This is a genomic window from Flavobacterium aquiphilum (genome assembly GCF_027111335.1).
In the GTDB taxonomy this organism is placed as follows: Bacteria; Bacteroidota; Bacteroidia; order Flavobacteriales; family Flavobacteriaceae; genus Flavobacterium; species Flavobacterium aquiphilum.
Genome location: NZ_CP114288.1, coordinates 4,092,814 through 4,114,387 on the forward strand (window position 1 = coordinate 4,092,814; position 21,574 = coordinate 4,114,387).

The 21,574-nt window shown below is 35.4% G+C and carries 18 protein-coding genes; 14 read left to right on the forward strand and 4 right to left on the reverse strand.

Going from position 1 to position 21,574, the window contains the following annotated elements:
* Positions 1–42: 42 nt before the first annotated feature.
* Complete coding sequence (locus OZP12_RS16500) at positions 43–1,260, forward strand: RsmB/NOP family class I SAM-dependent RNA methyltransferase (RefSeq protein WP_281226143.1); 1,218 nt, start codon at positions 43–45, stop codon at positions 1,258–1,260.
* 121 nt (positions 1,261–1,381) lie between these two features.
* Here OZP12_RS16500 and rho read toward each other — a convergent pair whose 3' ends face one another.
* On the reverse strand, positions 1,382–3,280 hold the full coding sequence (rho, locus tag OZP12_RS16505) for a transcription termination factor Rho (protein ID WP_281226144.1): 1,899 nt from the start codon (positions 3,278–3,280) through the stop codon (positions 1,382–1,384).
* Between the two features lie 183 nt (positions 3,281–3,463).
* Between rho and OZP12_RS16510 the strand changes: the two genes are divergently transcribed.
* The 3 genes from OZP12_RS16510 (at position 3,464) to OZP12_RS16520 (ending at position 6,435) form a co-directional block, all read left to right on the forward strand.
* Positions 3,464–3,877, forward strand: coding sequence for a DUF4293 domain-containing protein (locus tag OZP12_RS16510; protein ID WP_281226146.1), 414 nt, complete (start codon positions 3,464–3,466; stop codon positions 3,875–3,877).
* A gap of 149 nt (positions 3,878–4,026) precedes the next feature.
* Positions 4,027–4,689, forward strand: a complete 663-nt coding sequence (locus tag OZP12_RS16515) for a response regulator transcription factor (RefSeq protein ID WP_281226147.1) — start codon at positions 4,027–4,029, stop codon at positions 4,687–4,689.
* Between the two features lie 51 nt (positions 4,690–4,740).
* Positions 4,741–6,435: a tetratricopeptide repeat-containing sensor histidine kinase gene (locus OZP12_RS16520; protein WP_281226149.1), complete on the forward strand. Its 1,695-nt coding sequence runs from the start codon at positions 4,741–4,743 to the stop codon at positions 6,433–6,435.
* Between the two features lie 3 nt (positions 6,436–6,438).
* Here the strand turns inward: OZP12_RS16520 and OZP12_RS16525 are convergent, their stop codons facing one another.
* The gene (locus OZP12_RS16525) at positions 6,439–6,936 is read right to left on the reverse strand and encodes a metallophosphoesterase family protein (protein ID WP_281226151.1); all 498 of its coding nucleotides are present in this window, start codon (positions 6,934–6,936) and stop codon (positions 6,439–6,441) included.
* Between the two features lie 214 nt (positions 6,937–7,150).
* On the opposite strand from OZP12_RS16525, the gene truA reads away from it, so the two are divergent.
* From truA to OZP12_RS16555, 6 genes are all read left to right on the forward strand, one after another.
* Positions 7,151–7,885 carry a tRNA pseudouridine(38-40) synthase TruA gene (gene truA, locus OZP12_RS16530; RefSeq protein ID WP_281226153.1) on the forward strand — a complete coding sequence of 245 codons (735 nt, stop codon included), beginning with the start codon at positions 7,151–7,153 and terminating at the stop codon, positions 7,883–7,885.
* A gap of 117 nt (positions 7,886–8,002) precedes the next feature.
* Positions 8,003–9,775, forward strand: coding sequence for an ABC transporter ATP-binding protein (locus tag OZP12_RS16535; RefSeq protein WP_281226154.1), 1,773 nt, complete (start codon positions 8,003–8,005; stop codon positions 9,773–9,775).
* Positions 9,776–10,233: 458 nt separating this feature from the next.
* On the forward strand, positions 10,234–11,622 hold the full coding sequence (gene lpdA / locus OZP12_RS16540) for a dihydrolipoyl dehydrogenase (protein WP_281226155.1): 1,389 nt from the start codon (positions 10,234–10,236) through the stop codon (positions 11,620–11,622).
* Positions 11,623–11,907: 285 nt separating this feature from the next.
* Positions 11,908–13,599: a dihydroxy-acid dehydratase gene (gene ilvD, locus OZP12_RS16545; RefSeq protein ID WP_281226157.1), complete on the forward strand. Its 1,692-nt coding sequence runs from the start codon at positions 11,908–11,910 to the stop codon at positions 13,597–13,599.
* 221 nt (positions 13,600–13,820) lie between these two features.
* Entirely contained in the window at positions 13,821–14,735 is a 915-nt protein-coding gene (cysK, locus tag OZP12_RS16550) for a cysteine synthase A (protein WP_281226158.1), read from the forward strand.
* A gap of 436 nt (positions 14,736–15,171) precedes the next feature.
* A complete protein-coding gene (locus OZP12_RS16555) occupies positions 15,172–15,555 on the forward strand; it encodes a cupin domain-containing protein (RefSeq protein ID WP_281226159.1) in 384 nt (127 codons plus the stop codon).
* A 131-nt stretch (positions 15,556–15,686) separates the two neighbouring features.
* On the opposite strand, the gene OZP12_RS16560 is transcribed toward OZP12_RS16555, so the two are convergent.
* Entirely contained in the window at positions 15,687–16,139 is a 453-nt protein-coding gene (locus OZP12_RS16560; RefSeq protein WP_281226160.1) for an Lrp/AsnC family transcriptional regulator, read from the reverse strand.
* A 153-nt stretch (positions 16,140–16,292) separates the two neighbouring features.
* On the opposite strand from OZP12_RS16560, the gene OZP12_RS16565 reads away from it, so the two are divergent.
* Positions 16,293–17,477: a histidine decarboxylase gene (locus tag OZP12_RS16565; protein WP_281226161.1), complete on the forward strand. Its 1,185-nt coding sequence runs from the start codon at positions 16,293–16,295 to the stop codon at positions 17,475–17,477.
* A gap of 82 nt (positions 17,478–17,559) precedes the next feature.
* Here OZP12_RS16565 and OZP12_RS16570 read toward each other — a convergent pair whose 3' ends face one another.
* Entirely contained in the window at positions 17,560–18,828 is a 1,269-nt protein-coding gene (locus OZP12_RS16570; protein ID WP_281226163.1) for an NRAMP family divalent metal transporter, read from the reverse strand.
* Between the two features lie 171 nt (positions 18,829–18,999).
* Here OZP12_RS16570 and OZP12_RS16575 point away from each other — a divergent pair, with 171 nt between their 5' ends.
* The 3 genes from OZP12_RS16575 (at position 19,000) to cysM (ending at position 21,522) form a co-directional block, all read left to right on the forward strand.
* Positions 19,000–19,680, forward strand: coding sequence for an SGNH/GDSL hydrolase family protein (locus tag OZP12_RS16575; RefSeq protein WP_281226165.1), 681 nt, complete (start codon positions 19,000–19,002; stop codon positions 19,678–19,680).
* A gap of 160 nt (positions 19,681–19,840) precedes the next feature.
* Positions 19,841–20,632 carry a serine O-acetyltransferase EpsC gene (epsC, locus tag OZP12_RS16580; RefSeq protein WP_281226167.1) on the forward strand — a complete coding sequence of 264 codons (792 nt, stop codon included), beginning with the start codon at positions 19,841–19,843 and terminating at the stop codon, positions 20,630–20,632.
* Positions 20,633–20,634: 2 nt separating this feature from the next.
* Positions 20,635–21,522 (forward strand): cysteine synthase CysM, encoded by an 888-nt coding sequence (gene cysM, locus OZP12_RS16585; RefSeq protein WP_281226168.1) that lies wholly within the window; start codon positions 20,635–20,637, stop codon positions 21,520–21,522.
* Positions 21,523–21,574: the final 52 nt, after the last annotated feature.

The window sequence follows — 21,574 nt, forward strand, 5'->3', positions numbered from 1 at the left end:
TTTAATCAAGAATATAGTACCTTTGCATTTCAATTATTCAAAATGAGATTACACAGAAATTTAGTTTATACTACCATTGACGCACTTAATGCTATTTTCAACGAAGGAGAATATGCAGACAAAGTGGTGGCAAGATCCCTAAAAAAAGACAAACGTTGGGGAAGTTCCGATAGAAAATTTGTTGCAGAAACCATCTACGAAATTGTACGTTGGAAAAGATTATATGCAGAAATTGCAGAAGTAAAAGAACCTTATGACAGAGACAATCTTTGGAGAATATTTGCCGTATGGGCAGTTCTAAGAGGATATCCTATACCGGATTGGAGACAATTAGAAGGTACTCCAGAGCGAAAAATAAAAGGCCGTTTTGACGAACTATCAAAAATAAGAGTATTCAAAGAGTCTATTCCGGACTGGATGGACGAATTGGGTGTGAAGGAATTAGGTGAGAAAGTTTGGTCAACCGAAATTGCAGCACAAAATCAACCTGCAAAAGTAATTTTGAGAGTCAACACCCTTAAAACTACCAAAGAAAAACTAAGAGCTATTTTGATGGATTTAAACATCGAAACAGAGTTCTTAAAAGACCAACCTGACGCATTAGTACTCAAAGAAAGAGCAAATGTTTTCCTGACAGATGCCTTCAAAGAAGGACTATTCGAAGTTCAGGATGCCAATTCTCAACTAGTTGCACATTTTCTTGACGTAAAACCAGGAATGAGAGTTGTGGACACTTGTGCGGGTGCGGGCGGAAAAACGTTGCATATCGCTTCTTTGATGGAAAACAAAGGACAATTGATCGCAATGGATTTATATGAAAGTAAATTAAAGCAATTAAAACTTAGAGCCAAAAGAGATAGTGTTTTCAATATTGAATATCGCATTATTGATTCAACCAAAGTCATCAAAAAACTCCACGAAAAAGCAGACAGAGTACTGATTGACGCTCCTTGCAGCGGATTAGGAGTACTCAAAAGAAACCCGGACTCTAAATGGAAACTACAACCGGAGTTCATTGACAACATTCGTAAAGTACAATCAGAAGTTTTGGAAAGTTATTCGAAAATCGTAAAACCAGGCGGTAAATTAGTTTATGCTACCTGCTCTGTTTTACCTTCCGAAAATCAAGAACAAATTGCCCGTTTCTTAAAAACAGAAATTGGAAAGCAATTCAACTTAATAAAAGATCAAAAACTATTAGCCTCAGAATCCGGTTTTGATGGTTTTTACATGGCACTATTGGAAAGAAAAGCAAATTAACATTCAGAATGCAATGTAGTTAACATAAAAAAGTCCTCGAAATCGAGGACTTTTTTATGTAATATATATTTGATAATTGTAGAGAAGCACTGCAGTGCTTCTCTACCCACAATATGCAGCATTAATCATTCATTGAAATCAAAAATTCGTCGTTGTTTTTAGTTTTCTTAAAACGATCATTGATAAAATCCATTGCTTCAACCGGATTCATATCCGATAGATATTTACGCATAATCCACATTCTCTGTAATGTATTTTGATCCAACAATAAATCATCACGTCTTGTGCTGGATGACGTTAAATCGATAGCAGGGAAGATACGTTTGTTTGCAATTTTTCTATCCAACTGCAACTCCATATTACCAGTTCCTTTGAATTCCTCAAAGATAACCTCATCCATTTTAGATCCTGTTTCAGTCAAAGCAGTTGCAATGATACTTAAAGATCCTCCATTTTCAACATTACGGGCGGCACCAAAGAAACGTTTTGGCTTTTGCAAAGCATTGGCATCAACACCTCCACTTAAAACCTTTCCGGAAGCTGGTTGCACTGTATTATATGCACGTGCCAAACGAGTAATCGAATCCAATAAAACAACTACATCATGACCACATTCGACCAATCTTTTTGATTTTTCCAAAACGATGTTGGCAATCTTAACATGCTCTTGTGGTTCTCTATCAAACGTTGAAGCAATTACTTCTCCACGCACACTTCGCTGCATATCTGTAACCTCTTCAGGACGCTCATCAATAAGTAATACTATTAAATATATTTCAGGGTGATTGGCAGCAATAGCATTTGCAATTTCTTTCAAAAGCATTGTCTTACCGGTTTTAGGCTGCGCTACAATCATACCACGTTGCCCTTTACCTATTGGAGAAAACAAATCGATAATTCGTGTCGAAATCGTACTTTGCTTTTCGGCTAATCTAAACTTTTCAGAAGGAAAAACAGGCGTCAAATGTTCGAAAGAAACCCTATCACGAACTACTTGAGGGTCATGACCATTGATTTTTAAAACACGTACTAACGGAAAAAACTTCTCTCCCTCTTTTGGCGGACGAACTACCCCTTTTACGGTGTCTCCGGTTTTTAAACCAAACAAACGCACTTGAGAAGTCGATAAATAAATATCATCTGGAGAAGCCAAATAATTATAATCCGAAGAACGTAAAAAACCATAACCATCAGGCATCATTTCAAGAACACCTTCACTTTCTATAATACCGTCAAATTCAAAATCGGCATCTTTGAAATTGCTTTTTTTGTTTTTGAAATTCGGATTCGGATTCTGATTTGGGTTTTGGTTTTGATTCTGGTTTTGGTTGGGATTTTGATTGTTCCCATTTTGGTTAGAATTCCCGTTCTGGTTTGGATTAAGCTTATTATTCGGGTTTTGTCCTTTTTTATTTTGTTGATTTACTTCGTCAGTTCGCTTTCGATCAAGTGGATTTATTTTCTTTTCAGGAACAGGATTTTCACCTTTTTCCTCTACTACTTCCGAATTAGATTCCGATTGTATTTCAGTCGGAATTTCTTCAACAACTGCAACCGTTTCCTTCAAAGCTTCTTTTTCTCTTTGTAAAGCCATCTTTTTCTCGTAAGCAGATTTATTGAACTTAACTGCTTTTACCTCCTTTTTAGGCTGCGCTTCCGCCACTGATTGAATTTCAGTTTCTTTCGGCAAATTAGCTTCTGTTACAACATCTTCTTTCTTCTCTGAAGCAATAACTACCTCTGGCGTTTCCTTTTTCTCTTCAGCTTCAAACAAATTTGGAGCTTCCTTTTTGGGAGTAACCACCTTTTTTTCTGCTACGATCCTTGCCCTTTTTGGCTTTTTTTCTTCTGCCGATTTTTCAATAACAGGTTCAACAACAGCAGTTGTAGCTTGATGATCTAAAATAAGATTAATTAAATTATCTTTTTTTACACCGGTAAATTTTATGGTTTTAGCCTTTTTAGCTATTTCTTGAAGCTCAGCAAGCTTCATTTCTTTTAATACAGAAATATCAAACATGAATATTCTATGTGTTTAATTAATTTAGGAAATAATGCAAAAGATTTTTTAGGTAGTATCTTATTTTTAACGGCCCGCAGTATGAAGTGCTTACGGAATTGTTATGCAATAATACAAATAAAATTTATCATACAATAGTATTTATAAAAAAGAAAATATATTTTTGTACGACAATACAAAGATATGATACAACGTATTCAAACTATATATTTATTTCTTGCCTTTTTGATGGTAGGTATTTTACCATTTGTTTTCCCACTTTGGACTTTGAGTGATGGCAAAGATTATTATTTCATGCAAAATCAATTTTATGTAATATTGTTTGGACTTAGTGCAGCCGTAACCATTTACAGTATAATTTCATATAAAAAAAGACAAACTCAATTTGTTGCCAACAGATTGAATATCGTATTAAATTTGATTTTATTAGGATTGTTTGTTTATCATTCACTAAATTTATCTGGAGAAGCACCTGTTGTTTCTGAGAAAGGTATTGGGATGTTCCTACCTATCTTGACAATCGTTTTATTAGTTTTAGCTAATAAAGGGATCAAGAAGGATGAAGATCTTGTAAAATCTGTGGATCGATTGAGATAGCCCTATAAAATTTAATTTATTAATGTGCGAAGAAATCCCGAACGTAACTGTTCGGGTTTTTTTATTTAAAAAAATAATTTTATTTATTTAAACAAATAGCATATATTAAGTTCCTTTTTTTCATAAATTTGGATACAGTAATTCATAATATGACACAGAATATAAGAATCCATCTTGCAGATGATCATCAGTTAATTATCCACGGAATCCAAACTCTGCTTAATACAATATCCAATTTTGAAGTTGTTGGTTTTTCACTCAACGGGAAAACTATTTTTGAGGATGTTAAAAAAAACAATGCCGATATTCTCGTATTAGACATCAGTATGCCTGAGAAAGACGGAATTGAAGTTGTTAAAGAATTTGCCGAAAAAGGCTTTCCCTGCAAAGTAATCATACTTTCCAGTTATGATGATTTAAAACTAATTAAAGAAATAATGGATCTGGGCGTTAGCGGATATCTGACCAAACAATCCGCTGGCAACAATATCATTGAAGCAGTATATGCTGTTGCTAATGGTGAGGAATATTTTTGCGAATCGATTAGAGAGAAAATCTTCAGTAATGCAACCAAAAACAATCCAAAACTAAACACTTATAAACCTAATATAAATCCCTTATTGACTGAACGCGAAATAGAAATCATCATATTGATTGCTTTGGAATACAGCGGTAAAGAAATAAGTGAGCAGCTTTTTATTAGCACCAATACTGTTGAAACTCACAGAAAAAACATTATGAAAAAATTAAAAGCTAAAAACACTATTGGTATTGTTAAATATGCCATGAATAATCATTTGATCATATCATAATCTAAATATCCCAAACACACTCACCATTATTACCAATTGTCCCAATCGCTTATGCACAAAACTACGTTTCGACTATTATTGTTTTTTCTGTTTCTAATCAATTTTAGCCAAAACTCATTTGCGCAAAAGAAAACACTTTCGCAAAGTGAGATCATCAACCTCCTAAAAGATGCAAGAACAAACAGAATAACAGGTGATTATGAAAAATCACTATTGAAATCTAGAGTCGCATTAGAACATTCAATCAAAAACAAAAGCAACGATTTAATTGCCAATTCTTACTTAGTCATCGCTTCAAATTTTGACGAACTAACTGAGCCTTTAAAAGCATTACATTATTATAATTTAGGACTTTACTACGTCAAAAAAACAAATAACAACACCCTAAAAAACAAATACTACAACAACTTAGGCAACATTTATTGTTTTGACAAAAGACAATACAACAAAGGAATATATTACTACAAAAAATCATTAGAACACAGTCAAAAAGTTCTGGACAGAAAACAAATATTCCTCACAAAACTCAATATTACCTGGGCCTATTTTGACATCGAAAAGTTCAAAGAAGGTTTTCCTTATTTGGAATACATCAATAAATATCAATCCATTGATGGCGGGGAATCTACAATTGTGGCTTTAAATATGCTTAACGGCATGTACTACAGCTCAATCAATAACATAAAGAAAGCTAAGGATTCTTTTGAAAAAGCTATTGTATTTGGAACTGTTGGAAATGAAAAATCCGATCTATCCTTCACTTATCTAGAATATTCAAAATTCTTAAACAAAATCAATCAACCGCAAAAAGCCTACAACAGCCTGATTTCATACTACAAAATCACAAACGAACTGAATATTGAAGAAAAATTAGTCAAAGCCAATGTTATAGGTGTCAATCTCGAAATTGACCACTATAAAAGGGAAATTGACAAGATTGAAACAAATTATAAACTAAAACAAAACAAACTCATCGAAGAGCAATCCAGGAACAAGAAAATCGCTATTATCGTACTTTTTCTCTTAATCTGCATAATTATTTTCTTCTACTTTTTCGTTCAAAACATTCGTTTGAAACAAAAAAACAGGCTCAAAGATATTCAAAGCCGAATCCAAGAAAACATCATCAATGCCTCTATTAATGGACAGGAATTAGAGCGAAAAAAAATCGCTTCGTTTCTGCATGACAACATTAGTTCCTTGCTTTCATCTGCTGGCTTGCATCTAAATGTTTATACTTCGATCAATAAAGCTCAACCCCAAGAAATCAACAAAACAAAAGAAATACTTGAAGAAGCTCACAACCAAATCCGAAACCTTTCACACGAACTGATGCCTACTCTATTGGTTCGATTTGGACTACTTTATGCATTGGAAGACCTTTGCGAAAAAACATCAAACTCTAAAATTAATATTGCCTTCAACTCAAACATCGCAATCAAAAAAAGGTACAACGAGGATTTTGAAATGAAACTCTATTTCATCATTGCCGAATTGCTAAACAATATCATAAAACACAGTGATGCAAATTCTGCCAATATTATGATTAATGAAATAGAAAACATATTATCTATAGATGTTAGCGATGACGGAAAAGGCTTCATAGACAACAAACTGGAAACTAACGAAGGATTCGGTATTAACCAAATCCGTGCCCGAATCAACAACATGAAAGGAGAATTCAGCATCAATTCCGTACTGAACAGAGGAACTTCGATAAGCCTAATAATCCCTATTGCTTATTAACTTCTAAACTTTTTTGTCAATCTCAATAATTTCAAGGTTTTTTATCACCTCGCCATCAATCACAAAACGAAGCATCGTCCGCACCTGATGAAAACCGCTTTTTCCGGCTGCACCCGGATTCATGTGCAACAGATTATTCTTTTTATCAAAAATCACTTTTAAAATATGCGAATGTCCGCATATAAACAATTTCGGTGGATTCGTTTCCATTTCGGCCTTCAAAGCCGGATTGTATTTTCCCGGATAACCGCCAATATGGGTAATCCAAACATCAACACCTTCGCAAAAAAAACGATTGTGCAACGGAAACTCCAAACGTGCTTGGGCATTATCAATATTACCATACACACAACGCAGCGGTTTCAGCTTTTTTATAGTATCGGTAACTATTAAATCGCCAATATCGCCCGCATGCCAAACCTCATCGGCCTGTGCAACGTATTTTAAAATCGTATCATCAATATGGCTATGTGTATCCGAAAGGAGAAGAATTTTTTTCATATTTTTTTGGAGCTATTTCCCGCTATCCGTTACAATCTTGCAAACCGAACCCCGGTTTACAAGGATTTCCACTACTATCGGGGCTAGAGGTAATCAGCAAAAATAGACATTCTGCTTTTAAATAAAAAACATCCAGACAAGACACATTCTTTGTAAATTTGCAACACCAGATTCAAAAAATGAATTCTGAAATCTAAAAATCTACAATTCGACCTTGAGATATTTTATAAAACTAGCATACAACGGAACCCTCTATAATGGTTGGCAAATCCAGCCAAACGCTCCCTCTGTTCAGGAAACTATGAACAAAGCATTTTCGATTATTCTTAGCTCTCCAATTAATCTCATGGGCGCGGGAAGAACGGACACCGGAGTTCATGCTAGAGAAATGTATGCTCATTTTGATTTGGATAAAACGTTTGACATTCCAAGTACAATCCACAAACTCAATTCTTTTTTACCAAAAGACATTGTGATATACGATATTTTCGAAGTTTCGGATGAAGCGCATACCCGTTTTGATGCCACAAAAAGAACATACGAATACCACATCAATACTTTTAAAAACGCATTTCTTCAGGAGCAAAGTTGGTATTTCCATCAAAAATTGGATTTGGATTTAATGAACGAAGCAGCAAAATCACTGTTAAAACATACCGATTTTCAATGTTTCTCCAAAGTGAACACCGATGTAAATACTTTTGATTGCGAAATTTTTGAAGCTTATTGGATAAAGGAAAACGGAAAACTAATTTTCACTATTTCGGCCAATCGTTTTTTACGGAATATGGTTCGCTCCATCGTAGGAACCTTAATCAACATTGGCTTGCACAAAATCACTTTAGATGATTTAGAAACAATCATCAAAAGTAAAAACAGAGAAAAAGCCGGATTTTCGGTTCCGGCGCATGGTTTATATTTGACCAAAATCGAATACGATTATTTATAGACAAAGAGAAAAGAATATAGAACATAGAAAAAAGAGACAAAATTCAAGACAGATGGAGATTTAGGTTTTGAAATTGAAATTGATAAAAACATCAGGATAAAATCCTAAAAACAATAAATGAAAGCAAAAGCATTTGATACCCGATTATTCAAGAGAATATTAACATACACAAAGCCCTACCAATGGCGTTTTAACGGCGTGATTATTTTCGCCGTGTCGCTGTCCATTTTTGCGGCACTTCGCCCCTATTTACTGAAACAAACTGTTGACAGCTACATACAACCAAAAGACCAGAACGGTTTATTGGTTTACATCAGCTTGATGGGAATTGTACTGATACTTGAGGTTCTGTCCCAATTTTTCTTTGTGTATTGGGCCAATTGGCTTGGACAGGATATTGTAAAAGATATTCGGGTAAAACTGTTCAAACACATACTGAGTTTCAGAATGAAATATTTCGACTTGGTACCCGTGGGACAACTCGTAACCCGATCGGTATCGGACATTGAAGCAATTGCCCGTATTTTCAGTCAAGGATTATTTATGATTATAAGTGATATGATGAAAATGCTCGTAGTCCTTCTTTTCATGTTCTATATGAACTGGAAACTAACCTGGATTGTGATTGTTGCCATGCCAATCTTGGTTTTCATCACCCGTATTTTCCAAAAAAAGATGCAGGTTGCCTTTGAAGAAGTGCGAACTCAAATAGCCAACATGAATTCTTTTGTTCAGGAAAGAGTAACGGGAATGAAAATCGTACAACTATTTCACCGCGAAGACATTGAAGCCGAAAAATTCAGAATCATCAACGACAAACACAACAGAGCTTGGATAAAAACCATTTTGTACAACTCTATTTTCTTCCCCATTGCCGATATTATTTCGTCGTTAACACTCGGTTTTGTCGTTTTGTACGGAGGGTTCAATATTTTGCACGGAGACAATTCAACCACTTTCGGGGATTTATTTTCATACACGATGTTTATCAGTATGTTGTTTAACCCGTTGCGGCAAATAGCAGATAAATTCAATGAGATGCAACTGGGAATGATTGCTGCCAACCGTGTTTTTGACATCTTGGATACACAAGACCAAATACAGGATACCGGAACAATTGAAGCTCCGTTATTTGACGGAGACATTCGCTTTGAGGATGTACATTTTGGCTATATTCCAAACGAAGAAGTAATAAAAGGAATCAATCTTGAAGTAAAAGCAAGTCAGACCATTGCTATCGTGGGTTCTACCGGAGCCGGAAAATCAACTATCATTAATTTATTGAACCGTTTCTACGAAATTAACAGCGGTTCCATTTTTATTGATAACCACAATATTGAGAACTACACCTTGAGTTCGTTGCGTAAACAAATTGCAGTGGTCTTACAGGATGTATTTCTTTTTGCCGATACCATCTACAACAATATTACGCTCAATAATCCTGAAATTACAAGAGAACAGGTTTTTGAAGCGGCCAAGAAAATCGGCGTCCATGATTTCATTATGAGTTTACCTGACAATTATGATTTTGATGTAAAAGAACGCGGTGTAATGCTTTCCTCTGGACAACGTCAATTGATTGCATTTTTGAGAGCATATGTCAGTAATCCAAGTATTCTTATTCTGGATGAAGCGACTTCATCTATCGATACATATTCGGAGGAATTGATTCAGCGCGCCACCGAAACCATTACCAAAGGAAGGACATCGATTGTTATCGCCCACCGATTGGCAACCATTGTCAATGCTGATAAAATTGTCGTTATGGACAAAGGTCTTATTGTTGAACAAGGAACACATCAGGAATTAATAAACCAAGAAAAAGGATATTATAAAAATCTATATGATTCGCAGTTCAGCAATTCCAATTCGGATACTTTTTCTTCCTAACAATTGATAGTATTCTAAAATTGCTTTGTGTCTTTGCAAGATTTATTTTTTTCCACAAAGACACAGAGACGCAAAGACTAAACTTGCTAAGAAAACAAAAAGTTGAATTATAGCCCCGATAGCAGTGAAAATCCTTTTTATCTCGTCTTTTGGGACGAGATAAAAAGATTGTAACGAATAGCGGGAGAAAACTTGCTAAAAACACAAATGTCGTGCTCCTAAAAAACAATTAAGAGAACACTTTTTTATAACAAAATGTAGAAAAACTTTGTAGCACTAATTTTCACAATAATTAAATAAATCCTTAAATTCGCAATCTCAATTTATTACATTAATAACGAATAACAGCAATGGGTTTTACAAATTCATTTTTACAGTAATTTAAATAAAAATTAAAGAAATGACACGAGCGTTAGCGACTGCATTTTATCATTAAAAACAAATAAAAAAAATTTAAAATGAAATACGATATTATAGTTTTAGGAAGTGGTCCTGGAGGATATGTTACAGCAATTAGAGCCTCTCAATTAGGATTTAAAGTTGCTGTAGTTGAAAAAGAAAACCTTGGCGGTATCTGTTTAAATTGGGGTTGTATTCCAACAAAAGCGTTACTAAAATCAGCTCAGGTTTTTGATTATTTGAAACATGCTTCAGATTACGGACTAACTGTAAATGAATTTGATAAAGATTTTTCGGCTGTTGTACAACGTAGCCGTAGTGTTGCTGAAGGAATGAGCAAAGGAGTTCAATTCTTGATGAAAAAAAATAAAATTGACGTTATTGATGGTTTTGGAAAATTGAAACCAGGTAAAAAACTTGACGTTACTGATAAAGACGGAAAAGTTACTGAATACAGTGCTGACCACATTATCATTGCTACTGGAGCTCGTTCTCGTGAGTTACCAAACTTACCACAAGATGGTGTAAAAGTAATTGGATACCGTCAGGCGATGACTTTACCAACACAGCCAAAGTCTATGATTGTAGTAGGTTCTGGAGCAATTGGAGTTGAATTTGCACATTTCTATAACTCTATGGGAACTGATGTAACTATCGTTGAATTTATGCCAAACGTAGTTCCTGTTGAAGACGAAGATATCTCTAAACAATTTGAGCGTTCTTTGAAAAAAGCGGGTATCAAAATTATGACAAACTCTTCAGTAGAGCGTATTGATACTTCTGGAGCTGGAGTTAAAGCGTATGTTAAAACTGCAAAAGGCGAAGAAGTTCTTGAAGCTGATATCTTATTGTCTGCTGTTGGAATCAAAACTAACATCGAAAACATCGGATTGGAAGAAGTAGGTATTGCTGTTGACAGAGATAAAATCTTAGTTAACGCTTACAACGCAACTAACATCCCAGGTTACTATGCAATTGGTGACGTAACTCCTGGACAAGCATTGGCTCACGTAGCTTCTGCTGAAGGTATTAACTGCGTTGAAAAAATTGCTGGTATGCACGTTGAACCAATCGATTACGGAAACGTTCCCGGATGTACGTATGCAACACCAGAAATCGCTTCTGTTGGATTAACTGAAAAACAAGCAAAAGAAAAAGGATACGAATTAAAAATTGGTAAATTCCCATTCTCTGCTTCAGGAAAAGCTAAAGCTGCAGGAGCTGCTGACGGTTTCGTAAAAGTAATTTTTGATGCTAAATACGGAGAATGGTTAGGATGCCACATGATTGGAGCTGGAGTTACTGATATGATTGCCGAGGCAGTTGTAGCACGTAAACTGGAAACTACAGGACATGAAATCCTTAAAGCAATCCACCCTCACCCAACAATGAGTGAAGCTGTTATGGAAGCCGTTGCTGATGCATACGGTGAAGTGATCCACTTGTAATATTATAACATGTAGAGACACACTACAATGCGCCTCTACATGATTATTTGCATTAATAAAAAACAATTAAAATCCGTTTTTGTGAAAACAAAGCGGATTTTTTTTTGATTCTTTTTAAAAATAAGCCCACACTTTTGAAAAAATGCTTTTTTAGCAATTCAGACCCCGGAGCCCAATTATTATTTTATCCCCGAGCGATTATACGTATTTTTGCAAAAAAAAAATTAAAGACCAACTGTCTTTTAAAAAAATATAATTAAGCCAATTTAAAATATAAAATTTAGCATGAGAAGTGATGAAGTAAAAAAAGGGTACCAAAGAGCTCCCCACAGATCATTATTTAGAGCAACAGGATTAGTTGACGAAGATTTTGACAAACCATTTATTGGCGTTGCCAATTCATTTATAGAAATTATTCCGGGTCACTTTTTTTTAGACAGAGTATCTAGAATCATAAAAGAAGAAATCAAAGCAAATGGATGCGTTCCGTTTGAATTCAACACTATCGGTGTGGATGATGGTATTGCCATGGGACATGACGGTATGCTTTTTTCACTTCCTTCAAGAGAGCTTATCGCCAACTCTATCGAAACGGTTATGAACGCACACAAATTAGATGCTATGATAGCTGTTCCAAACTGCGACAAAATTGTTCCTGGAATGATAATGGGTGCTTTACGAGTAGATGTTCCAACTATATTCGTAAGTGGTGGACCAATGAAAAAAGGACATACCAAAGATGGTGTTCCAATTGACCTTGCTACTGCTTTTGAAGCCGTTGGAAAATTCGAAACTGGTCAAATAAATGAAGAAGAACTGAAAGATATTGAGTGCAATGCTTGCCCAAGTGGCGGCAGCTGCTCAGGAATGTTTACCGCCAATTCCATGAATACACTTATGGAAGCTATGGGAATTGCATTACCTGGAAACGGAACTATCTTAGCACTGACAAAAGAACGTGAAGAACTTTACAGAAGTGCTGCCAGAAGAATTTGCGAAATTGCCAAAGACAAAGCATTAACCGAGAAATTCAAACTTAGAAACATCTTAAATGAAAATGCGATAAAAAATGCATTTGCTGTTGATATGGCAATGGGTGGAAGTTCAAATACTGTTTTACACATGTTGGCTATCGCCAAAGAAGCTAATGTAGACTTCAATCTCGAAAACATCAATAGTATTTCTAAAAAAGTATCGCATATCGCCAAAATTTCTCCAAGCTTATCAACCGTTCACATGGAAGACATCAACAAGGCTGGTGGTGTAAATGCCGTAATGAAAGAAATGACCAAAAGAGGAGACGACATTTTACTAGAAAACCTTACCATAAGCGGTGAAACCGTATATGAAAAAATTAAGGATGCTTATATAAAAGACACCAATATTATTCACACGATTGACAACCCATATTCACAAGTAGGTGGTTTGGCTGTGTTATACGGAAATTTGGCTGAGCAAGGTGCGGTAATCAAAACTGCCGGAATCACGGGAGACCGAGTTTTCACCGGAACTGCTGTATGTTTTGACGGTCAGCCGGAAGCTATTGAAGGAATTACAAGCGGTAAAGTAAAAGCTGGTAATGTTGTTGTTATTCGATATGAAGGTCCAAAAGGTGGTCCGGGAATGCAAGAAATGTTGGCACCTACTTCATTGATTATGGGAATGGGCTTGGGAGCCAAAGTAGCATTAATCACAGATGGTAGATTTAGTGGAGCAACAAGAGGAGCTTCTATTGGTCACGTAAGTCCAGAAGCTGCTGAAGGTGGTATGATTGGATTAGTTAAAGATGGTGACGAAATTCACATTGACGTGGATAAATATATTTTGTCAGTGAATTTAACTGATGAAGAAATTGCAAAAAGAAGAGCCGAATTTGTTCCTTTGAAAAAAGAATTGAATTCAAGATGGTTAGGACAATACCGAAGCTTGGTTACCAATGCCAGTAGCGGAGCTGTTTTAAAATCTGATTTGTTTTAAAACAAAGTAACTTCATTTAAAATCATATAATAGAAACCCCGATTTGAGCTTTCAAATAGGGGTTTTGCTTTTAAATATCGCCTTGTCCCAAATATCGATACACAAAACATATCAAAAATATTTATTGGGAATAATAAAAAAGAATAATAGATTACCTTTCATTCCATTTTGCAAATCCTTAAAAGTAAAGTATATTTACTACCATATAAAAACAGAAAAAAATGACACATAATAACATATTAGAGACAATCGGGAACACACCACATGTAAAAATCAATAAATTATATGGCCCAGATGCAAATGTTTGGATAAAGCTTGAAAAAACAAATCCAGGCTCCAGTATCAAGGACAGAATTGCTTTATCGATGGTTGAAGATGCTGAACAAAAAGGATTGTTGAAAAAAGGAAGTACTATAATCGAAGCTACATCAGGAAACACGGGAATTGGACTTGCCATGGTTGCCGCTGTAAAAGGTTATCGACTAATACTTGTAATGCCCGACTCTATGTCTGTAGAAAGACGTCGACTGATGAGCATTTATGGAGCTGAATTTGTGCTTACCCCTCGCGAAAAAGGAATGAAAGGTTCCCTTGAAAAAGCAGAAGAGATAGCAAGTGAAATTCCAAATTCATGGATACCGCTTCAGTTTGACAACCCAGCAAATATCGAAATCCACAAAACCACTACAGCACAGGAAATCATTAATGCTTTTCCAAACGGATTGGATTATTTAATCACAGGAGTTGGAACCGGCGGACACATCACCGGCTGTGCCGAAGTGCTTAAACAACATTTCCCAAACCTAAAAGTCTTCGCTGTAGAACCAGAATTATCACCGGTGATTAGCGGCGGAGCTCCTTCACCACATCCAATTCAAGGGATTGGCGCCGGCTTTATACCAACCAATCTACACACTGAAATTCTTGATGGAGCAATTCAGGTAAGCAAAGAAGAAGCATTTGAATACGCCCAAAGAGCCGCCAAAGAGGAAGGTATTCTTTTAGGAATTTCCTCAGGAGCTTCTTTAGCTGCGGTAGCTAAAAAAGTAAAAGAAATCCCGGCAGGTTCCAAAGTGCTAACTTTTTGCTATGACACAGGAGAACGTTACTTAAGTATCGAAGGGTTATTTGAATAAAAAAATAAATCTCTCTCAATAACTAACCGATTTGCGAAAGCGAGTCGGTTTTTTTTTAATAATACTGTCACAGTTTTCAACGCAATAAAATACATAAAAATCTTATTTTCAATAAATTAAATAAACATATTCTTAAAATAAGAAGGCTATTTTTAAAATCCAAAAACATATTTTTCGTAAATTAGTAGGCCTCAAAATAAAGAGAAATTACTTCTCAGAAAACAATCAAATGAATTGTCTGGTAAAAGCGACTGTTTTAAACAAACTAAAAACTTTGTTTAAAACACAATTGACAAACACGAACTGCTGGAAATAAACCTAACCTCACTAGACAATCCTTGCAAATTCGATAGATTAATATTTTCAGTAAGACCATCATTTCCCCAAAAAAAGTAGGTTAATTAAATTCAATAGGTTAGACTTAATTTTAAAGACTATGAAAACAATCAAAACAGTTTTAATAAATACCCTATTTTTCGGATTATTCCTGATCCAAAGCACCAGTTTGTACGCACAAGACCCAATGAAAGCTGCTCACAATGTGTATAAAAAAGTACTGCTTGACAATGATAAAGTGAGAGTCCTAGAAGTTGAATTTGCTCCAGGCGTAACTGCCCCCTGGCACAGCCATCCCAACCATTCTGTTTACGCCCTGACAGGTGGTAAAATTCAGATTACCGATAAAGGTAAACCTGCAACCACAATAGATGTCAAAGCTGGAACCGCAATGTATTTGCCTGCCGTTACTCACATGGCAAAAAACGTTGGTACAACTACTATAAAATTAATTGTAACGGAAATAAAGCCGACAAAAAAATAGACCAACTGCTTTTCTAATCTAAACAATTCATTTTGCCCTTTTCTAATAACCAATTAAAAATCTGATTCCGTTCTCGAATCATTTTTTTTTATGGTGTGTACCAAAAAGAAATCATTGAAAGAATTCCAACTTTATAAATTATATGCAAAATCATTTTTAATCTCCTCCAACACAAAAGAGCTTTGCACATTCGAAATCCCTCTGATCACAGATAATTTATCGATAACAAACTTCTGATATTCATTCATGTCATTAACCGCAACTTTCAACAAAAAATCATAATTTCCTGACACGTGAAAACAGCCCGTAACTTCAGGCAGGACAAGGATATGCTGTTTAAAACCATCTATCAATTCCCTCGAATGCACCGCCAAAGTCACCTGACAATACACACTGATTGATTTTCCTATTTTTTCAGCATCCAGCAAAGCCACATAACTCTTGATGTACCTTTTCTGCTCCAGTTTTTTAATCCTCTCAAAAGTGGGCGAAACCGACAAACCAACTTTCTCGGCTATTTCTTTAGTGTTTAGTTTTGCATCCTGCTGCAAGAGCATCAATATTTTTTTGTCAATCACATCCATTTCAGAATAATTATATTGTTTCAGAAAAAAGAAACATTAAATTCAATATTAAAAAACTTTATTCGTGTTCAAATTTAGAATTATATTTTGAATTTAATTACAAATAAAGAATATTAACTCTTTAAAACTACATTTACAGTAAAATTTAACCATATGACATTCCTCTCAGAATCACTTTCAGAACAAGACAATCAGCGCTTATCCGAACTGAATCAGTACATCGAAAACGCCAGAGATAATTTCTTGGGCTATCCGGTATCCAAAGATTTTGATTATTCTGAAATCGGTCATTTTTTAAAATATCCTATAAATAATTTGGGTGATCCCTTTGAGGACTGCACTTACAAAGTACAAACCCATGAACTCGAAAGAGAAGTCGTTGGCTTTTTTGCAAAATTATTCCGCGCCAACCCGAAAGATTATTGGGGTTATGTAACCAATGGCGGTTCCGAAAGCAACTTGTACGGATTGTACCTAGCCAGAGAATTGTATCCAAAAGCTATGGTTTATTACTCCGAATCGACGCATTACAGTGTGCGTAAAAACATTCATTTGCTCAACATTCCGAGTATCGTTATCCGCTCACAAGAAAACGGTGAAATAGATTATGTCGATTTTGAAAATACTGTAAAAATGAACCGTCATAAACCAGCCATTGTTCTTACCACTTTTGGCACAACAATGAAAGAAGCCAAAGACGACGTTTCGAAAATTAGGAATATACTAAAAGGGCTCGCTATTCAAGACAGCTATATTCACTGTGACGCAGCACTATCTGGCAGTTACGGTGCTTTTATGGAACCTCGATTACCTTTTGATTTCACTGATGGTGCGGACAGTATCTCAATCAGTGGTCATAAATTCATAGGCTCTCCTATTCCTACTGGCGTTATCATCACAAAGCGCTCCAACAGAGACCGAATCTCAAAAGGAATTTCATACATCGGTTCTTTGGACACAACCATTACGGGATCCAGAAACGGACATTGTCCGTTATTTTTATGGTACACTTTAAAAAAACTTGGAGTTGAAGGTTTAAAAAAACGCTATCAACACAGCTTGGAAGTAGCCGAATATTGTGAACAGAAACTAAAAAAAATAGGTGTTCCAGCATGGAGAAATCCGAATTCAATTACGGTCGTTTTTCCAAAAACTAACGAAGAGGTTAAATCAAAATGGCAATTGGCTACCGAAGGCGACATCTCCCATATTATTTGCATGCCCAATGTAACCAAGGAACAAATTGATCTTTTTATCAATGACGTAGAAAATTGCATTGAAAGCACAGAAGAAACTATAGAATTTAAATTTTTAATATCAAAAGTGAATTCGAACTAAATCCATCTTTCTTTTTTTTAAATCTTTGTCAAAGTTTTGAACTTTGACAAAGATTATAAATTGGTAGATTTTTAGTCAGAGCTTAATCTGAAAACTGAAAATAAACCAACAATCCTGCAGCCAAAGTCATTACGATCAAAGCTATAAATCCTAAAACATTGGTTAGCCATCCATTTACAAATTCTCCCATAATTTTTTTATTATTGGAAACATGTAAAATAATAGCAATCAAAACCGGTGCTGTTAATCCGTACAGTATTGCGGTATAAATAAGCGCTTTGACAGGTGAAATCCCAACATAATTAAGAGATAAACCAAGCAATAACGACAAGGCAATAATCACGTAAAACCCTTTTGCTTCATGGAATTTTTTATCCAATCCTTCCTCCCATCCAAAGGTTTCACTAAAAATATACGAAAGAGAACCGCTCAATACCGGAATCGCAATAAGTCCAGTCCCTATAACTCCTATTGCAAAAAGCAGGTAGGCCATATTTCCTGCCAAAGGCTTCAACGCCTGAGCAGCTTGTTCAACTGTATCAATTTGATGAATACCTCCGTTAAACAAAACCGTTCCTGTGGTCAGAATAATAAAATACATTACCAGTCCCGAGAAAGTCATTCCAAAATCGACATCTTGCCGCATTTCATGAATAATTTTTTTATTTACCATCAAATGTCTTTTCTTATGCTTCATTTCCTCAACCTCAACAGAAGCTTGCCAAAAAAATAGATAAGGCGAAATCGTTGTTCCCAGAATACCTACTAAAATTGCAATAAAATCTTTATCCAATTGAATCACTGGAACAAAAGTTGCTTTCATAATAACCCAAAAATTTTGTTTGTATAAAAAAGGAACTATAAAGTAAACCAACATTACAATGCACAAATATTTAAGCACTGATGCAATTTTTTGATAAGGCAGGTAGATAATAAGTCCCAAAAGCAAAATGGTAAAAAAAACGCAAAAAAATGAGGCTTCAATAGAAGGAAAAAGTAAATTCCCTACAGCTCCCATTCCTGCAATATCGGCACCGATATTCATAATGATGGCTGGAAAACTGAACAAAAGCATCAAATATAAAACTGGTCTTGGGTAACTTTTTTTCAGAGTTCCGGTTAAGCCCTGACTGGTTACTAACCCAATTCTCGCACACATTTGTTGAATGGCTGCCATCAAAGGAAAAGCAACAATCGAGGTCCATAAAGTTGTAAGACCATATGCTGCACCAGCTTGTGAATAAGTCGCAATTCCGGAAGGATCATCGTCGCTTGCGCCTGTTACGAGTCCCGGTCCCAATAATTTCCAAAAGTGAGCGATTTTTTTCCTGAATACGTTTTTATTGTTCATTCTGTTAATATAAAATTATTAAAAGACAGAAGTCTCAAAACACCTTAAAATCAGTAGTATCATGCTAATTTACATATTTAAAAACGATTGTTATCCTTTTTAAAACTTTTATGAGTAAACAAATAAATTTTATAGAGTACTTTAGTTTCATATTTTAATACCCACAATTAAATGAGAAAATTAAATTATAAATACCTAATATTATTTTTGATACTTATCATGGCAGTAAAAGCAAAAGGTCAAGACTGGGCTAACTTAAACAAATACAAAAACGAAAATACACTTCTTGGTTCTCAGACACCGGGACAAAAAAGGATTGTTTATTTTGGTGACTCCATAACTGAAAGCTGGGGAACAGTCTATCCCGATTTTTTCAATGACAAAAATTACATCAATAGAGGAATTAGCGGGCAAACAACTCCGCAGATGCTCTTACGTTTCAGGCAAGATGTTATTGAACTACAACCTGAAATTGTAATTATTTTGGCTGGAACCAATGATATTGCCGGAAATACTGGACCCACAACTCTGCATACCATTTTAGGAAACCTTATTTCGATGTGTGAATTAGCAAAAGCAAATGCTATAAAAGTAGTTCTTTGCTCTGTTCTTCCTGCTTATGACTACCCGTGGAAAAAAGGATTGGAACCCGCTGCCAAAATTGAAGCTTTGAATGCAATGATTATAAAATATGCCAAAGCAAATAACATTACCTATGTTGACTATTATTCGGTTATGGTGGATGAACGAAAAGGATTAAAATCCATTTATTCGGAAGATGGTGTTCATCCAAACAAAGAGGGTTATCGAGTAATGGAATCAATTATTGAGGCAATTATCAAAAACTTATAATTGCTGTGATATAATTTCAAAAAAACAACGCTTCTGTTATATCTTTTTGAAACTATCATTTTCAATAGCAATTAACCTAATTCTTTGGTCGAACCTTGTTATTTTTTCTGAAAAACGCCTTACTTTTATCCTTTCAAAACTAACATTCAATTTCATAATCATGACCAAAGATCTAATTGTACAAAATATTAGCGCTTCAAAAAGTCATTTTTCTATAAATTATAGCATAAAAACCAAAACGGAAGCCTTTACCGAAAAACTGTTTTATACTTTGTTTGATTCCAATGCTCCACTCGATCAAAGCATCGATGAGCTTGAAAAACAATTTAAAGAAATAGCTTCTATGGCGTGCAAAAAAAATCAGGATTTATGCGAAAGCGCTTGGGATAAGTTTTTACATAAACTTCCATCTGTATTGGAAAACCTGAACAAAGATGCTTCATACATCTTAGAAAATGATCCTGCATCCAATAGTTTGGAAGAAATTTATCTTGCCTATCCGGGATTTTATGCCATTGCCATTTACCGATTGAGCCATGAATTGTATTTATTGGATTTGATGCTTTTTTCAAGATTGATGAGTGAGTATGCGCATCGCATTACGGGAACAGACATACATGCCGGTGCTACCATCGCATCACCTTTCTTTATCGATCATGCGACCGGAATTGTAATTGGAGAGACAACCGTTATTGAAAAAAATGTAAAAATATATCAAGGGGTGACTTTGGGAGCGTTGAGCGTAAGCAAAGACATGAAGAATTCCAAAAGACATCCTACTGTTGAAAAAAATGTTTGCCTGTATGCGAATGCAACCATATTGGGAGGCACAACAGTTATAGGCAAAAACAGTATTGTTGGCGGAAACTCATGGGTCACCAAATCGATTCCGGAGGATTCAATCGTAATGAACACCACCACAACCGAAGTTAAAGTAAAAGAGAAGAAATAAAAATGAAAACCTATAAATTAGTCGAATTAATCGGGAATACACCACTTGTAGAAACTACCCGATTGGTTGCGAACAAAAACGTAAAACTGTTATTAAAACTGGAAGGTGACAATCCCGGAGGAAGTGTAAAAGACCGCGCTGCCTATAACATGATTGCTTCTGCCATTGAAAGAGGAGACATTAAAAAAGGAGACAAATTAATTGAAGCAACTAGTGGAAACACAGGAATTGCTTTGGCAATGATTGCTCAATTATTCAATATCGAAATCGAATTGGTCTTACCTGAAGATTCAACCATCGAGCGCACACAAACCATGCAGGCTTACGGTGCAACAGTTATACAAACACCTGCCAGCACAGGAATAATTGGCTCTAGAGATTACGCCGACAAAAAAGTAGCCGAAGGCGGTTATGTAATGCTGAATCAGTTTGCCAATGACGACAACTGGAAAGCGCATTACAAAACCACAGGCCCTGAAATCTGGAATGATACTGATGGAACTGTTACTCATTTTGTATCGGCTATGGGAACTACCGGAACGATTATTGGAACTTCAACTTACCTGAAAGAAAAAAATCAAAATATTCAAATCATTGGCGCGCAGCCAAGCGAAGGTTCACAAATTCCTGGCATTAGAAAATGGCCTCAGGAATATTTACCTAAAATTTTTGATGCGTCAAAAGTAGATTTAACTGTTGATGTAAGCGAAAAAGAAGCCCGCAAAATGACCAAAAGATTAGCTAAGGAAGAAGGGATTTTTGCCGGTATGAGCAGCGGAGGATCTGTTGCGGTAGCTGTTAAAATCGCTAACCAACTGGAATCGGGTGTTGTGGTAGCAATTATCTGTGATCGAGGAGACCGTTATTTATCTTCTGATTTATTCGAATAAAAGTGACTAAGTTTCTGAGTTGCTAAGATTCTAAGTTTAAAATCTTAGAAAC

Coding starts and splice junctions, on each gene's coding strand:
- OZP12_RS16500 (WP_281226143.1), top strand. CDS start 43: ATGAGATTACACAGAAATTTAGTTTATACTACCATTGACGCACTTAAT.
- rho (WP_281226144.1), bottom strand. CDS start 3,280: ATGTTTGATATTTCTGTATTAAAAGAAATGAAGCTTGCTGAGCTTCAA.
- OZP12_RS16510 (WP_281226146.1), top strand. CDS start 3,464: ATGATACAACGTATTCAAACTATATATTTATTTCTTGCCTTTTTGATG.
- OZP12_RS16515 (WP_281226147.1), top strand. CDS start 4,027: ATGACACAGAATATAAGAATCCATCTTGCAGATGATCATCAGTTAATT.
- OZP12_RS16520 (WP_281226149.1), top strand. CDS start 4,741: ATGCACAAAACTACGTTTCGACTATTATTGTTTTTTCTGTTTCTAATC.
- OZP12_RS16525 (WP_281226151.1), bottom strand. CDS start 6,936: ATGAAAAAAATTCTTCTCCTTTCGGATACACATAGCCATATTGATGAT.
- OZP12_RS16535 (WP_281226154.1), top strand. CDS start 8,003: ATGAAAGCAAAAGCATTTGATACCCGATTATTCAAGAGAATATTAACA.
- lpdA (WP_281226155.1), top strand. CDS start 10,234: ATGAAATACGATATTATAGTTTTAGGAAGTGGTCCTGGAGGATATGTT.
- ilvD (WP_281226157.1), top strand. CDS start 11,908: ATGAGAAGTGATGAAGTAAAAAAAGGGTACCAAAGAGCTCCCCACAGA.
- cysK (WP_281226158.1), top strand. CDS start 13,821: ATGACACATAATAACATATTAGAGACAATCGGGAACACACCACATGTA.
- OZP12_RS16555 (WP_281226159.1), top strand. CDS start 15,172: ATGAAAACAATCAAAACAGTTTTAATAAATACCCTATTTTTCGGATTA.
- OZP12_RS16560 (WP_281226160.1), bottom strand. CDS start 16,139: ATGGATGTGATTGACAAAAAAATATTGATGCTCTTGCAGCAGGATGCA.
- OZP12_RS16565 (WP_281226161.1), top strand. CDS start 16,293: ATGACATTCCTCTCAGAATCACTTTCAGAACAAGACAATCAGCGCTTA.
- OZP12_RS16570 (WP_281226163.1), bottom strand. CDS start 18,828: ATGAACAATAAAAACGTATTCAGGAAAAAAATCGCTCACTTTTGGAAA.
- OZP12_RS16575 (WP_281226165.1), top strand. CDS start 19,000: ATGAGAAAATTAAATTATAAATACCTAATATTATTTTTGATACTTATC.
- epsC (WP_281226167.1), top strand. CDS start 19,841: ATGACCAAAGATCTAATTGTACAAAATATTAGCGCTTCAAAAAGTCAT.
- cysM (WP_281226168.1), top strand. CDS start 20,635: ATGAAAACCTATAAATTAGTCGAATTAATCGGGAATACACCACTTGTA.